The sequence below is a fragment of the Verrucosispora sp. ts21 genome, from assembly GCF_002879555.1.
Taxonomy (GTDB): Bacteria; Actinomycetota; Actinomycetes; order Mycobacteriales; family Micromonosporaceae; genus Micromonospora; species Micromonospora gifhornensis.
The window spans coordinates 53001-67736 of the sequence record NZ_PNOZ01000009.1 but is presented as its reverse complement, the minus strand read 5'-3'; the positions used below and the strand labels follow the sequence as shown (position 1 = coordinate 67736).

Below are 14736 nucleotides of genomic sequence, written 5' to 3'. Positions count from 1 at the left end.
CGTTCGACGGTCAGTGCGGCTGACCGGCGGGCAGGCCGAGCGCCTCGCGGAGGTGGTCGAGTACCTCGGCCTGCCGGTCGATCAGGTAGAAGTGGTGCCCGGGCAGCACCCGGAGCTGGAAGTCGGCGGTGGTGCAGCGCCGCCAGTCGGCGACCTCGGGCACGTGTGCCTCCGGGTCGTCGTCGCCGGTGATCGCGGTGACCGGCACCGACAGCGGCGCACCGAAGGTGGGCCGGTAGGTCTCGACGAGCCGGTAGTCGGCCCGCAGCGTGGGCATCAACGCGCTGCGCAGCTCCGGGTGGGCCAACGCCTCGTCGGTGGTGCCACCGAGGCGACGCAGCTCGTCCCAGAGTTCCTCGTCGCTGCCGAGGTGCTTGACGCCCGGCCGGTGGTGCTGCGGGGCCGGCCGACCGGAGACGATCAGCCGGCGCGGCGGAGCGCCGAGACCGTGTTCGAGCCGGTGCGCCACCTCGTACGCGACGGCGGCACCCATGCTGTGCCCGAACAGCGCGAAGTCGGTGTGCAGCAACGGTTGCAGCGCGGCGACGATCCCGTCGACCATCGTGTCCATGTCCCGTACGCACGGCTCGTGGATGCGGTCCAGCCGACCGGGGTACTGCACCGCCACGACCTCCACCTCGGCGGGCAGCCGTACGGCCCACTGTCGGTAGAAGGTCGCGTTGCCGCTGGCGTACGGGAAGCAGACCAGGCGCCAGGTCGCGGCCGGACGCGGCCGGTAGCGGCGCAACCAGGAGGTGGCCTGCGCGGTCCCCCTCACGGTCGGGCCGCCTCGTCACCGGCGGCGACGATGGCCTTGAGGTCGTCGTCGGTCAACGGCTCGGGCGGGGTGGAGGAGAGCAGTTCCGGCGGGCCGAGCCGCAGGGTCAGGTCCTGCCACAGCTTGCACAGCGACAGGTGGTACTGCCCCCGGCGCAACGGATCCTGCCGTTCCTCGGCGGCCTGGTGCAGCTCGGTGAGGGCGTGCGCGATGCCGGCCGGCCACAGGCTGCGGAAGATGTGCCGGTACGACGGCACGGTGGCCGGGCCGAGCACGACGGCGCTGGGGGCCTGCGCGTCGTCCGGCATGGTGGCGTAGTGGGGGTCGGCGTTCGGGTCGGCGACCTCGCGGGGGAAGTCGGGGCGGGCCGACCAGACGACCGGCCCGTGGGTGTTGACCAGGGTCAGGTTCCCGGCCTCGGTGCCGATGCTGATGCGGTGCATCAGGTGGGCGTAGTTGTCCGGGTCGGCGGGGTCCATCTGGTTCTGGATCCGCAGCGTGGTGGGCACCCCGGCCAGCACCCCGTCGAGGCTGCGGAAGGGGATGTCCAGGCTGGTCGCGGCGGCGACCGTCGGCGTCGTCGCGGGCAGGTCGCCGAAGGCGAACGGCCGTACCCCGCCGAGCGACTGTCCGAGGATGTCCAGCAGCGAGTACGCCAGCTGGAACCCGGCCGCCGCGTCGATGTAGAGCGGACGCTGCCGCCGCAGCAACTCCTGCGCCGCCGCCACGAACCGGCGTACCGGGGCGACGTGCGTGTAGAACGGGTTCAGGTGGTAGACGACGCCGTGTCGGCGGGCGGTACGCAGATTCTCCGCCAGCTCGTCGTGGTGCAGGGGGTGCTCCTGGAGCACGTGGATGCCGCGGGCCATCAGCGCGCGGGCCAGCTCCGAGCCCCGTCCGCCGAGCAGGCCACCACGGATCACCACACACGCCATGTCGATGTCGTCGGGCAGCTGGTCCGGGTCGGTGTACAGCGGCGCGTCGTAGCGGCGGGCGCAGGCGCGGGAGCGTTCGCTGCCGGCAGCGATCACACCGGCCAACTCGAAGGGCAGCTCCGGGTTGCGGAACGCCTCCAGGTAGACCTGACCGAATCGGGCGCCACAGACGACGACCCGGGGACGTTGCCTCACAGTGCCTCCTCCACGTGGCCGCCGACGTGGGCGGCTTCACCGTCGAACACGCTCAGGTCGCTCACGGCGGCAGAGCCGGCGAGCAGGTCCACGGCGAGCTGCGGGTCGAGCGCCTCCCCCGCGAGATGCAGGCCGGCAGCCAGGTTCCCCCCGGTGAGCGCCGCCACGGCGACGGCCGCGAACGCGCCGGTGAGCGCGCTGGCGCTGGCACCGCGCAGCACGAGGGTCCGGGCGTCACCGGCGGCTGTGGTCAGCTCCACCACGAACAGCTGGTAGGTCGCCTGCCCGAAGGCGTCCAGTTCGGCGGCGCGGCGCAACGCCTCGGCGGCGTCCCCGCCGGCCGGGGGCTGCCGCAGCACCTGCGCCACGTGCGGCCCGGCGAAGACCGAGTGCCAGGTGGCGTCGGTGACGCCCAGGTCCCGGGCGACCCGTTCCAGTTCGGTGCTCAGGTACGGCACCGCCGTCGCCGGTTCCGGGAAGAACGGCAACTCCACGTCGGTACGGGTGGACAGCGGCTGTCGTACGCCTGCGGTCAGCGCTGTCCCGGCCTGACCGAACCCCTCCCCCACCCGCAGATAGTCCGCTGCGGCGGTGGCGGTGAACCGGTCCCGACCACCGAGGTAGCCCAGCAGGGCGCACGGCGGCTGCGGCAGGACGGCGGCGAGATGACGGGGCAGCAGGGCGCTCAGGCCGGGCATCATGCCGGCGGAGATCACCGCGGTCCGCTCCGGCGCTCCCGCCAACAAGGCCCGCACCTGCTCCCACAGGACGTCGTCACCTGCGGCGTCGACGTAGTCGGCACCGGCGGCGAGCGCCACCCGCGCCACCCGGTCCTCCACCAGGTAGGCCGGGCCGGCGCAGTTGAGCACGACGTCGCAGCCGGCACAGAAGCGGTGCAACGCCTCGGCGTCGTCGAGGTCGACGACCTCGACGGTGGGCGGGGATCCGGTGTCGGTGAGCCCGTCGGCCAACGCGTCGAGGGGCGCGCGGCGGCGACCGGCGAGGCGCAGCGTGTGCCGGCCCCGCCGGTGCAACTCGGTCACCGCGACGGAACCGACCGCGCCGGCCGCGCCGACGACACCCACCACCGGCGCCGTCCCGGTCACCGGAAGACCTCCGGCGACCCGGCCCGGGCGGGGGAGACCTCCGGCGACCCGGCCCGGGCGACGACCGGGACTCGTCCTGGCCCGGAGCAGAAGGGGCAGCCCATCACGCCGGACCCAGCACGGCGGTCAGTACGGCGGGCTCGGCCGACCAGCGCAGTTGGTCAGCCGACAGGTCCGTGTCGACCACGTCGAGGCTGCCGAGGCAGAGGTCCTCCCAGAACTCGATCTCCGCATCCTGCGCCGGCTGTACGAGCGTGATGTCCCCGGCGTAGATGGACGGCTCGTGCCGGGCGAGGGCGTCGCGCACCGGGTCGTCCCCGGGTGCGGGCCGGTGACCCGCCAGCAGCCGCAGCCCTTCGACGAGCACCCCGCGTTCGGTGAGGTTGCGGGCCACCTCGACGGCGAGGACCGCCATCGCTCCGTGGGCGAGCAGTTCCACCTGGGCCAGGTCGGCGTCGACGACCGCCTGGGCGTACGCGGCGGCGGCGTTGTCCACCGAGGGCAGCAGTGCCAGCCCCGCGCCGGTGAGTGCCCAGGCGGGTGCGGCCGGCCGCAGCGCCGACGCGAGCGGGGCCACCCCGTCGGTCGATCCCGACTCGTCGGGCAGGAAGATCCGGGGTACGCCGGCACCCTCGGCGTGCACGGCGACGAGCAGTTCGGTCGGCCCCTGCCGGCCCGCCTCCGGCAGCTGTTCGCCCGCCTCGGCGGCGGTGGTCAGCCACTGCGCGAGCCGGGCGACGGTGGCCAGTTCGAGCAGGTTGCGCAGCACCTCGTCGAAGAAGAGGGTACGGGCCAGCGGCAGTTCCTCGATGATCCGTCCGGCCAGTTGGGCGGCGACCAGCGAGTCCCCGCCCAGCTCGAAGAGGTTGCCGTCGCGGCCGACGGGAGTGCCCAGGGCCTCGCTCCACATCGCGACGAGATCCCGTTCGAGGTCGGTCTCGGGTGCCGCGCCGGGCAGCCCGGCCTGCGTCCCGCTCTGCCGGCGGCCCAGCCGCCCGGCGAGGGACCGGCGGTCGATCTTGCCGTTGTCGGTGACCGGCAGCTCGTCGAGGATCTCCAGGGTGCCGGGCACCATGTACTCGGGCAGCCGGGCGCGCAGGTGATCGGTGAGCCCTCGGGGGTGCACGGGCGCGCGGTCGGCCTTGAACCGGGCGGCGAGCACGCACATGCCCATCCGCCCGACGAAGGTGTCCTCGGCCGGCAGGCAGACGTCGAGGTCGGCACCGGCCCGGTCGAGGATGTCCCGCCACCGGTCGCGGGCCAGGAAGACGGTCCCGGTTCCGGCGCGGTCGTCGGTGAAGTCGCCGGTGGCGTCGTCGAGCCGGACCAGCAGCTCCAGCGACGTCATGATCTGGTAGTGGTCCCGGGTCATCTCCAGGGCGACCAGCCAGCCGCCGGGAGCGAGCAGCCCGCGCAGCTGGTCCAGGACCCGGTCGACGTCGGCGGTGGCGTGCAGCACGTCCCCGGCGACGACCAGGTCGAAGGAGTTGGGCGCGAGACCCTGCTCGGTCGGGTCGGCGTCCAGGTCGTACAGGCCGAACCGGACACCGGGCACCTCGGCGAAACGGGCCTGCGACTGCCCCACGAAGTAGGGCGACAGGTCGGTGCAGAGGTAGTCGATCTCCTGCCCGGCGAGCGCGTCGAGCACCGCCGCGGTGGTGCCGCCACCACCCGCGCCGACCTCCAGCACGCGCAGCGGGCCGGGGTGCCGGCGACGGCTGCCGAGTTCGGCCACCACGGCACCGGCGGCCCGGTTGGCCCAGCGGTTGAAGACCGCCTCCTCGTAGAGCTGCTGGGAGACGTCCAGCCGGCCCTCGGGGAAGAGCAGCTTGAGCGGGTCCTCGTCGCCGCGCAGCAGCGCGGGCAGATGCCGGATGCTGCCCCGGAAGTAGTCGAGCAGGCGTTCCTCGCCGGGCAGCGCCGCCGCGTCCACTGCCGCCCACGCCACGTCGAGCGCGTCCGGTGCCACCTCGGCGGTCAGCCGGTAGTGGTCGCCGTCGACGGCCAGCAGGCCCTCGGTGACCAGGGCGGCGAGCCAGCGACGCAGCAGCCGGTGGTGCCGGGGCGCGGCCTCGGTGGCGGCCACGATCTCGGCGGCGGTGTGCCGGTCGTCGAGGGTGGCGAAGAGTCCCGCGCGGCGGAAGGTGTCCACCATGGCCGGCAGGGCCACCTGGTCGAGGCGGTGGGCGTACTCCAGGTAACGGTCCGGGTCGACGCCGTCGAGCGCGGCGTCGCCGGCCCGGGCCGCGACCGTGGCCAGCTCGGCCACGTCCTCGGCGGGCGGCGTCGCGGTGGCGGGCTGTGCGAAGGCGACGAGCGTACGCTCCAACGGCTGATCGCCCGCGACAAGCACCGCCGCCGCGGCGACGTCGGGGTGGCTCTGCAGGGCCGTCTCGATCTCGGCCAGCTCGATCCGGTGACCGCGGATCTTGACCTGGTGGTCCTCCCGGCCGAGGAACTCGATGTCGCCGTCGGGCAGGTACCGGCCCAGGTCGCCGGTGCGGTAGAGCCGTTCCCCGGTGACCGGGTGCACGATGAACCGTTCCGCCGTGCGCTCCGGGTCGTTCAGGTAACCACGCGCCAGGCCGAACCCGCCGATGTACAGCTCGCCGGTGACCCAGTCGGGGCAGGGCCGCAGCAGCGGGTCGAGAACGTGGAAGGTCTGGTTGGCCAGCGGCCGACCGTACGGGATGCTGGCCCAGTCCTCGCCGACCGTGCCGATCGGGTAGTGGATCGACCAGATGGACGCCTCGGTCGCCCCACCCAGGCTCATCACCTGCAGACCGGGCACCTGGGCACGGATCTGGTCGGGCAGGGCCACCGGGATCCAGTCGCCGGAGAGCATCGCCAGCCGCAGGGTGGGCAGCGCGGTGCCGGCCACCCCGAGGTAACCGGAGAGCATCTGGAGCTGGGCGGGGACGGAGTTCCACACCGTCACCCCGTGGGCGGCCACCAGGTCGGCCCAGTGCGACGGGTCCGCGCGCCGCTCGGCGTCCGGGATGACCAGGGCACCGCCGACGGAGAGGGGGCCGAAGATGTCGTACACCGACAGGTCGAAACCGAGCTGGGACAGGCCCAGCACCCGGTCCTGCGCGCCGACGGCGAACCGGGAGTTGATGTCGAGGACGGTGTTCAACGCCGCCTCGTGAGTGATCATCACGCCCTTCGGCGTGCCGGTGGAGCCCGAGGTGTGGATGACGTACGCCAGGTCCTCGGGCCGCGCCCCGCCCGGTTCGGCGGGCGGATCGGCCGGCGGCACGTCGTCCAACGCCACGGCCATCACCTCGACCGGCCAGGAGCCGGCGGCCAGTTCCCGCGAGGTCAGCACGTGCCGGACACCCGCACCGGTGAGGATGGTCTCGCGGCGGGCGGCGGGCTGCACGGTGTCCACCGGCACGTACACCGTGCCCGCGAGCAGCGCGCCGAGGACGGCCACGACCTGCTCCGGGCCGCGTTCCAGGGTCACCCCGACGAGATCGCCGGGTGCGCAGCCGGACTCGACGAGCCGGTTGGCGACGCCGGTGGCCCGGGCGACCAGGTCGGCGTAGCTGAGCGTGGTGGTGCCGTGGATGACAGCCGGAGCGTCCGGCGTACGCCGGGCCTGGGCGAAGACCGCGTCGTGCAGCCGAGCCCGGGTCAGCGGGGCTGCGGTGGCGTTGACCTCCTCGCGGCGTTCGCGCTGCCGCTGCGGCAGCAGGCTCGACGGGGGCCGCTGCCACGCCTGGTCGTCGGTGGCGAGTTCCCGCAACAGATCCTCGAAGGCGGCGAACATGTCGTCGGCCACCCCGTCGGGCAGGACTCCCTCGCGGACGTCCCAGTTGGTCGACAGTCCACCGTCACGCTCGGAGTTCTGGCAGTCGATGACGACCTGCGGGGTCTGGCTGATGCCGTAACCGAGCCGCCCCTGGGACACCGACTCGGTGGCACCTGCCTCGCCGAGACCGATCGCGCTTGTGAAGACGACCGGGAACAGTGCCGCGTCGGCACCGCGACGGCGGGTGATCTCCCGCATCACCTCGATGCCGGAGAACGCCCGGTGGTCCATGTCCTGCCAGAGCTGGGCCTGCACGCCCCGCGCCCAGCGGTCGAAGCTGTCCGCCCCGCTCTGGTCGACGGCGAGCAGCTCCACGCCGGTGAAGTCACCGACCACGGCGGGCACCTGCGGGTGCAGCGGCAGCCGGTTGAGCAGCGTGACGTTCAGGGTGAACGTGGGACGGCGGCTCCACGCGGCGATGACGTGCGCGTACGCGGCGAGCACCGCGCCGGACGGGCTGACGTCGTGCTGGCCGGCGTGCTTGCGCAGCCCTTCCCACAGCTCGGGTTCCAGGGTGGTGGCCAGCCGACGGAACCGGCCCTCGGTCTGCCGGGCGCGGCTGGTCAGCGGCAGCTCCGGGCCGGGCGGCAGCTCGTCCACCCGACGCAGCCAGTAGTCGCGGTCGGCCTCCCGACGGCTCGCCGTCCAGTTCCGCTCGGCCAGCAGGTAGTCCCGGAAGCCGATCTCCAGCTCGGGCAGCGGCCCGGCGTCGTGGTAGAGGTGGTGCAGCTCGTTGAGGATGATCTGGATGCTGACGAAGTCGGCGATGAGGAAGTCCACCGAGACGTGCAGGACGGCCTCGTCGTCACCACGGGTCACCCGCGCCTCGAACAGCGGCCAGACGTCGGGCCGGAACACCCGGTGGTCCATCTCGGCGCGTACCTGCGCCACCGCCCGGTCGAACTCGTCGCGGTCGTGCCCGCGCACGTCGCGGACCCCGACCTGGTACTCCTCGACCTGCGGCAGCACCCGCTGTGAGCCGTCGATGTCGATCACCGCGCGGAGCATGTCGTGCCGGGCGATGAGCGTCTGCCAGGCGCGGGTCATCCGCTCCGGGTCCAGATCCGGGTAGTGCAGCTCGCCATAGCCGTGGCAGGCGACGCCGCCGTAGGCGAATGTGGAACCGCGACCCAGCAGGTACGCCGACTGCACCTCGGTGACCGGGAACGGGTCGTGGCGGTGGTCGGTGTCCGGCACGACGCGCGGCATCCGGCCGTTGGCCAGGTGGTCGAGGATCTCGTCCCGGCGGGCCCGCAGCAGGGCGCGCCGCTCGTCGGTCATGAAGCCGGCGGGCGCGCGGAACTTCAGCGCGCCGTCCTCGGCCCACAGCCGCAGTCCGGCCTGTTCGAGGTCGGTGACCAGCCGCTCGACGGGGATGCGGGGGTCGTTGCTCATATGACACCTTCCTCGACGTCGTCGTCGGCCGACGCGCGGAGCTGCTCGTCGACAGCGGCCGCGAGCTGGGCGAGCACGGGTACGGCGAACAGTTGTCGCAATGTCATGTCCACGCCGAACCGTTGGCGCAGCGCCTCCAGCAGGCGGGTGGCCAGCAGGCTGTCCCCGCCCAGGGCGAAGAAGCTGTGCCGGCGGTCGTCCACCGGCTGGTCGAGCAGCTGCGACCAGAGCGCGGCGAGGCTCTCCTCGGTGGGCCCCTTGGGCGGCTCGGCCGCGTCGTCCAGCGGATCGGCGCGCAGCAGCGTTCCGAGCCGTTGACGGTCGACCTTGCCGTTGGCGGTCAACGGCAACCGATCCATCGTCACGACGTACTCGGGCACCATGTACGCGGGCAGCCGCTCGGTCAGCCAGCCAGCCAGGTCCGGTTCGGTACCCCCGGTGGCGGGTACGACGGCGAGGCCGATGTGCTGGCTCGGTGCCTGGCCGACGACCATCGCCACCGCCCGCCCGACCTGCGGGTGGGCTTCGGCGGCGGCCTCGATCTCGCCCAGTTCGATGCGGTGCCCACGCACCTTGACCTGGAAGTCGACCCGGCCGAGGAACTCAAGCGTCCCGTCCGGCCAGTACCGGCCCAGGTCCCCGGTGCGGTACCAGCGGCAGCCCTCGTCGTCGACGGAGAACTGCCGGGCGGTCAGGTCGGGGGCGTTGCGGTAGCCCAACGCCACCCCGGCGCCGCCGATCCGCAGCTCCCCCGGCACCCAGTCCGGGCAGTCCCGACCACGCGGGTCGGTCACCCGGTAACGCTGATTGCGCAGCGGACGGCCGTACGGGATGGAACGCCAGTGCTCCGGCACCGCCTCGACCTCGCAGGCGTTCGACCAGATCGCGGCCTCGGTGGCCCCGCCGAGGGCGACGAACCGGGCGTGCGGCGCGACCTGCGCCAGTCGACCCGGCAGGTCCAGCCCGATCCAGTCACCGGAGAGCAGGGCCAGTCGCAGGCCGGCCGGCGGGTGGTCGCCCGCCGCCACCAGCAGCATGTCCAGCAGCGCGGGCACCGAGTTCCAGACCGTCACGTCCCAGCGGTGGGCCAGTTGCGCCCAGCGGCGCGCCTCCCGGCGCTCCTCCTCGGCCAGCACGACGAGCGCCCCACCGGCGGTCAGCAGCCCGAAGATGTCGTAGACGGACAGGTCGAAGTCCAGCGCGGAGACCGCCAGCACCCGGTCGTCCGGTCCGACGTCGTACCGGGAGTTGATGTCGGTCACCGTGTTGACAGCGGCCCGGTGGGTGATCTCCACTCCCTTGGGCTCGCCGGTCGAGCCGGAGGTGAAGATCGTGTACGCCAGCGCGTCCGCGGCGACCGTCACCGGCCCCCGCAGCGGCGGCGTGTCCACGTCGGCGGCGACCGTCGGCAGCTGATGCGCGCCGGGCCTCCCGACCACGGCGGTCACCTGCGCCTTGGTGTAGATCCGGTCGCGGCGGGCGGCGGGCTGGTCGACGCTGACCGGCACGTACGACGCGCCGGCGGCCAGCACACCGAGCACCGCGGCGACCTGGTCCGGGCCGCGTGGCACGGTGACGGCCACCGCGTCACCCGGTTCCACCCCGGCGCGCAGCAACGCACCGGCGATCCGCAGCGCCTGGGTGGCCAGCTCGCCGTAGCTGATCGAGGTCTCGCCGTGGGCGACCGCGAGCCGGTCGGGGTCGCGGGCGGCCCGGGCGAAGAACGGCCCGTGCAGGGTGTGGTCGGGTGCCGGGGCCTCGGTGGCGTTGACGGCGGCCCGGATCGCGCGCTGCCCCGGCGGCAGCAGGTCCGGCAGCGGCCGGTCCCACTCGCCGTCGGCGAGCCAGCACAACAACCGGTGGTACGCGTCGAACATGGCGTCGAGCAGTCCGTCGGGGAACAGTTCGTCGACGCTGTCCCAGTTGAAGGTCAGCCCGCCGTCGCGTTCCATCACCTGGTTGTCCAGCCACACCTGCGGAGTCTGCGAGATGCCCCAGGTCAACTCCCCGAACGGGAACCGCATGTTGACCAGGTCGGCGGCCACACCGAGGGCGCTGGTGAACACGATCGGCATGCTGACCGTGCCGCTGTTGCGTCGGCGCGCCAACTCCCGCAGCACCCACAGCGCGGAGACGTCGTTGTGCTCCAGCCCGTCCCACATGTCCTGCTGGAGCTGCTGCGCGGTCTCCCGCCACGGCTGCTGCGCCGCACCCCGATAGCCGACGAGCACCAGCGAGGTGAAGTCGCCGAGGATCGCGCCGATGTCCGGGTGCACGTCGTGGCGCTGGAACATGGTCAGGTTCAGCGTCAGCGCGTCCTGCCCGCTGTACGCGCTGAGCACCTCGGCGTACGCGGTGGCGAGCACCGCGGCCGGGGTGAGCCGGTGCTCGCGGGCCCGGTGGGTGATCGCCGTCCACTGCTGCGGGGTGAGGCTGCGCTCGCGGCGGACGAACCTCGGAGCGACAAGGGTTTCCGGGTCGACGGCCAGCGGCAGCGCGGGGGCCGGCGCAATGTCGTCAAGCCGTCCACGCCAGTACGCTCCGGCCCGCTCGATCGCCTCCGGCGGCGGTGTCGCGCCGAGCACGTAGTCGCGGAACGACACCCCGAGCGGGCGCAGCTCGGTGGCCGGGTCGCGGTAGAGGGTGGACAGCTCGGAGAAGAAGATGACGATGCTCAGCGCGTCAAGCACGATGTAGTCGAAGCTGAACGCGACGCGGGTGCCGCCGGGGTGCCGTACGGCCTGGATGTCGATGAGCGGCCAGCGGGACGGGTCCGGGATACGGTGGGACAGCTGTTCGCGCAGCGTCTCCAGGTGCTCCGGTCCCTCGTGGACGGTGATGGTGAACGGCGGCACCTCGGGCAGGATGCGCTGGTCGCCGTTGTCGTCGAAGACGGCGCGGAGCATCTCGTGTCGGGCGATGAGCATGTTGACCGCGCGGTTCAGCCGGTCGAGGTCGACGTCCCCGCCGTCGAACTCCCAGTACCAGTGGGAGCCGACCCCGCCGAGCGCGAAGTCGTCGGTACGCCCCATCCAGTACGCGCGCTGCACGTCGGTCGGCGGGAACGGGTCGTGCCGGTGCACCAGGTCGGCGCTCAGCTCGCGCCGCTGGGCGGTCGCTCCCTTGTTGCGCAGCCGTACCGCGAATTCGGCCAGGTCGCGGGCGTGGAACAGGTGGCGCAGTTCGGCGCCGGTGATGCCGGTCTCGCGCAGCCGGGCCAGCAGCCGGGTGGCGACCAGGCTGTCGCCGCCGAGGGCGAAGAAGTTGTCCTCCCGGTGCACCTCGGGCACGCCGAGCAGCTCCGACCAGAGGGCGGCGACGGCGATCTCCACCTCGCCGCGCGGCGGGGTGCCCGCGGCGGTGGGCCGGGTGGCGACCAGTTCGGGCAGCCGGGAACGGTCGATCTTGCCGTTCGCCGACAGCGGGAACGCGTCGAGGACCACCACCACGGCCGGCACCATGTACGGCGGCAGCTGCTCGGCGGCTCGCTGCCGGATCGCCTGCGGGTCGGCATCGGCCCGGGTGACGGTGACGGCGGCGGCGAGACTGCTCCCGTCGACCACCTGGGCCACCGCGCGGGAGACGTCCGGGTCGCGCTCCAACGCGGCCTCGATCTCGCCCAGCTCGATCCGATGTCCCCGGATCTTGACCTGGAAGTCGGTACGCCCCAGGAAGTCCACAGTGCCGTCGGGCCAGTACCGGGCCAGGTCGCCGGTGCGGTACCAGCGCTGCCCGTCGTGCTCGACGAACCGGTCGGCGGTGCGCTGCGGGTCACCCGCGTAGCCGGCGGCCACCGAGCGGCCACCGATCCACAGCTCACCGGGCACCCAGTCCGGCCGGTCCCGGCCGTGCTCGTCGACGACCCGCATGAGCTGGTTGCGTAGCGGCACGCCGTAGGGCACCGACCGCCAGTGCGGCGGCGGGTCGACCGGGGCGGCCTGCACGGTGGAGTGGATCGCCGTCTCGGTGGTGCCGCCGAGGCCGTACAGCCGGCTGTCCGGGGCCAGCCGGGCCAGCCGACCGGCCAGGTCGAGGCCGACCCGGTCGCCGCCGAGCACCGCCAGTCGCAGCGGCACCGAGCGGTCGCCCGCCGCCTCGGCCTGGGTCAGCAGCAGGTCGAGCAGGGCCGGTACGGACTGCCAGATCGTCACCCGGTGCTCGTGCACCAGACGCAACCAGGCGGCCGGGTCACGGCGGGTGTCCTCGTCGACGGTGACCACGGCGCCGCCCGTGCCGAGCAGGGCGAACATGTCGAACACCGACAGGTCGAAGTCGAGCGCCGAGACCGCCAGGACCCGGTCGTCCGGGCCGATGGCGAAGCGCTCGACCAGGTCGTCGAGGGTGTTGCGGGCCGCCCGGTGGGGCACCCGCACCCCCTTCGGCGTACCGGTCGAGCCGGAGGTGAACAGCAGGTACGCGTCCTGCTCGCCGTCGACCGTCGGCGCTTCGGCGCGTACCGGCACGCCGGTGGCGGGGACGGTAAGCGTCGTGGCGTCGTGCGCGGCTTCGGCGGTGGTCACGGTGAAGCGGGCGTCGGCGGTGGCCCGGATCAGGTCGCGCCGGGCCTGGGGCTGGTCGACGCCGATCGGCACGTACACACCGCCGGCCCGCAGCACGCCGAGCACCGCGACGATCTGGTCGGGACCCTTGGGCAGGGTGACGGCGACGGCCTCGCCGGGAGCCAGGCCGCGGGTGGTCAGCTCGTCGGCCAGCGCCTGCGCCCGGCCCGCGAGTTCGGCGTACGTGAGCACGCCGGTGGCGGACAGCACCGCCGGGCGGTCCGGCTCGCGGACCGCGCGGGCGAACACGTCGTGGTGCAGCGGCCGATCGTCGACCGGGCCGGCGGTGTCGTTGGCCGCCGCCCGCGCGGCCCGGGTGCGTTCGGGCAGCGCGATCGGGGCGCGCCCGGACCAGTCCGTGGCCGGGTCGAGCAGCCAGTCGACGATCCCCAGGTACGCGGCGAACATGTCGTCGACGAATCCGTCGGGGAACAGTTCGTCCACGACGTCCCAGTTGAGGTAGAGCCCGTCCTCGCGCTCGGTGATCTGGTAGTCCAGCCACACCTGCGGGGTCTGGGACATGGTCCAGCCGGGCCGGCCGAAGCAGTTGCGGACCTCGGCGTCGAAGAGTTCGCCGAGGCTCAACGCGCTGGTGAAGACGACAGGCGCACCGACGGGTTGGCCGCTGCGGGCGCGGGACAGGTCGCGCAGCACGTCGACGCCGCTGTACGCGGCGTTTGCGGCGTCGCTGCGCAGCCGGTCCTGATGCCGGCGGACCAGGTCGACGAAGCCGACCGGCCCGGTGGTGTCGAGCTCCAGCAGGATCAGGTTGGTGAAGTCGCCGACGACCTCGCCGACCTCGGGATGGACGGGGCGGCGGTCGTACATCGGCAGGTTCAGCACGAATCGGCCGCTGCTGCTCCACGCGGCCAGCACCTCGGCGAACGCGGCGAGGAACACCATCGACAGGGTGACTCCGGCCGCTGCCGAGCGCCGTTCCAGCTCCGCCTGCTGCTGCGGGGTCAGCCAGTGGTAGCGGCGGACCACCTGGTGGCCGGCCACGGTGGCCGGGTCCACGGCGGTGGGCAGCTGCGGCGGACCGGGCAGGGTGTCCAGCCGTTCGCGCCAGTACTCGCGGGCCCGCTCGCGCGCCTCGTCCGGGCGGGCGGCGACGGTGGCCAGGTAGGCGGGGTAGCTGAGGTTCACGGGGGGCAGTTGCCGGTCCGGATCCCGGTAGCAGGCCGCCAGGTCCGACAGGACGAGCCGGAAGCTGTGCGCATCGGCGACGAGCATCTCGACGTGCACGTGCACCCGGGTGGCGCCGCCGGGCAGCAGAGAGAGTTGGATGTCGAAGGTCTCCGCCTCCTCCACCCGCAACCGCCGGTGGGACAGCCGGTGCCGCAGCGCCGCCAACTCCTCCTCGCACTGCTGCGGTGGCAGGTCGCGCAGGTCGTGCACGGTCAGGCCCGGCCACGGGCTCTCCGGCCGGATCTGCTGGGTGCCGTCGACGTGGAACTCGGCCCGGAGCATGCCGTGGCGGCGCAGCACCGCGCGGACGGCGGCGTCGAGCCGCTGCGGGTCGACGCCGGACCCGTCGAACTCGTTGTAGAAGTGGGCGCCCACACCACCGAGGGGCTGCCCGTCGGCCCGACCGATCCAGTACGCGTGCTGCATGGTGGCCAGGCCGAACGGCGCGGACTCGTCCACCTCCACCGGTGGCAGCGGTGCCGGGCGGGCCTCGGTGTGACGCTGCTCGATGAGCGCCCACCACTGCGCGAGGGTGCGCCACTCGATGAGCTCACTGAAGGTGACCGGGACGCCCTGACTGTGCCAGCGGCTGGCCAACCGCATGAGTGCGATCGAGTCGAGGCCGAGCATCAGCAGGTCGTCGTCGTCCCCCACCAACGACGGCGGGCAGCCGAGGGCCTCCGCGACGTCCTCCCGCATCCGGTCGAGGGTCAGGGTCGGATCGGTGTCGACGGCAACGTCCAATGTCGCGTCTCCTCAGTAAGCC

At 73.2% G+C, this 14736-nt stretch carries 5 protein-coding genes; all 5 read right to left on the bottom strand.

Going from position 1 to position 14736, the window contains the following annotated elements:
- Positions 1-10: 10 nt before the first annotated feature.
- The gene (locus tag C1A38_RS05915; RefSeq protein ID WP_102656811.1) at positions 11-778 is read right to left on the bottom strand and encodes a thioesterase II family protein; all 768 of its coding nucleotides are present in this window, start codon (positions 776-778) and stop codon (positions 11-13) included.
- Positions 775-1908, bottom strand: coding sequence for a Gfo/Idh/MocA family oxidoreductase (locus C1A38_RS05910; protein ID WP_102656810.1), 1134 nt, complete (start codon positions 1906-1908; stop codon positions 775-777). Before C1A38_RS05910 ends, C1A38_RS05915 begins: the two co-directional genes overlap by 4 nt.
- Complete coding sequence (locus C1A38_RS05905) at positions 1905-3014, bottom strand: saccharopine dehydrogenase NADP-binding domain-containing protein (protein WP_102656809.1); 1110 nt, start codon at positions 3012-3014, stop codon at positions 1905-1907. Before C1A38_RS05905 ends, C1A38_RS05910 begins: the two co-directional genes overlap by 4 nt.
- Before the next feature lie 103 nt (positions 3015-3117).
- On the bottom strand, positions 3118-8223 hold the full coding sequence (locus C1A38_RS05900) for a non-ribosomal peptide synthetase (protein ID WP_102656808.1): 5106 nt from the start codon (positions 8221-8223) through the stop codon (positions 3118-3120).
- The gene (locus C1A38_RS05895) at positions 8220-14714 is read right to left on the bottom strand and encodes an amino acid adenylation domain-containing protein (RefSeq protein WP_502696920.1); all 6495 of its coding nucleotides are present in this window, start codon (positions 14712-14714) and stop codon (positions 8220-8222) included. The genes C1A38_RS05900 and C1A38_RS05895 overlap by 4 nt, the downstream gene beginning before the upstream one ends.
- Positions 14715-14736: the final 22 nt, after the last annotated feature.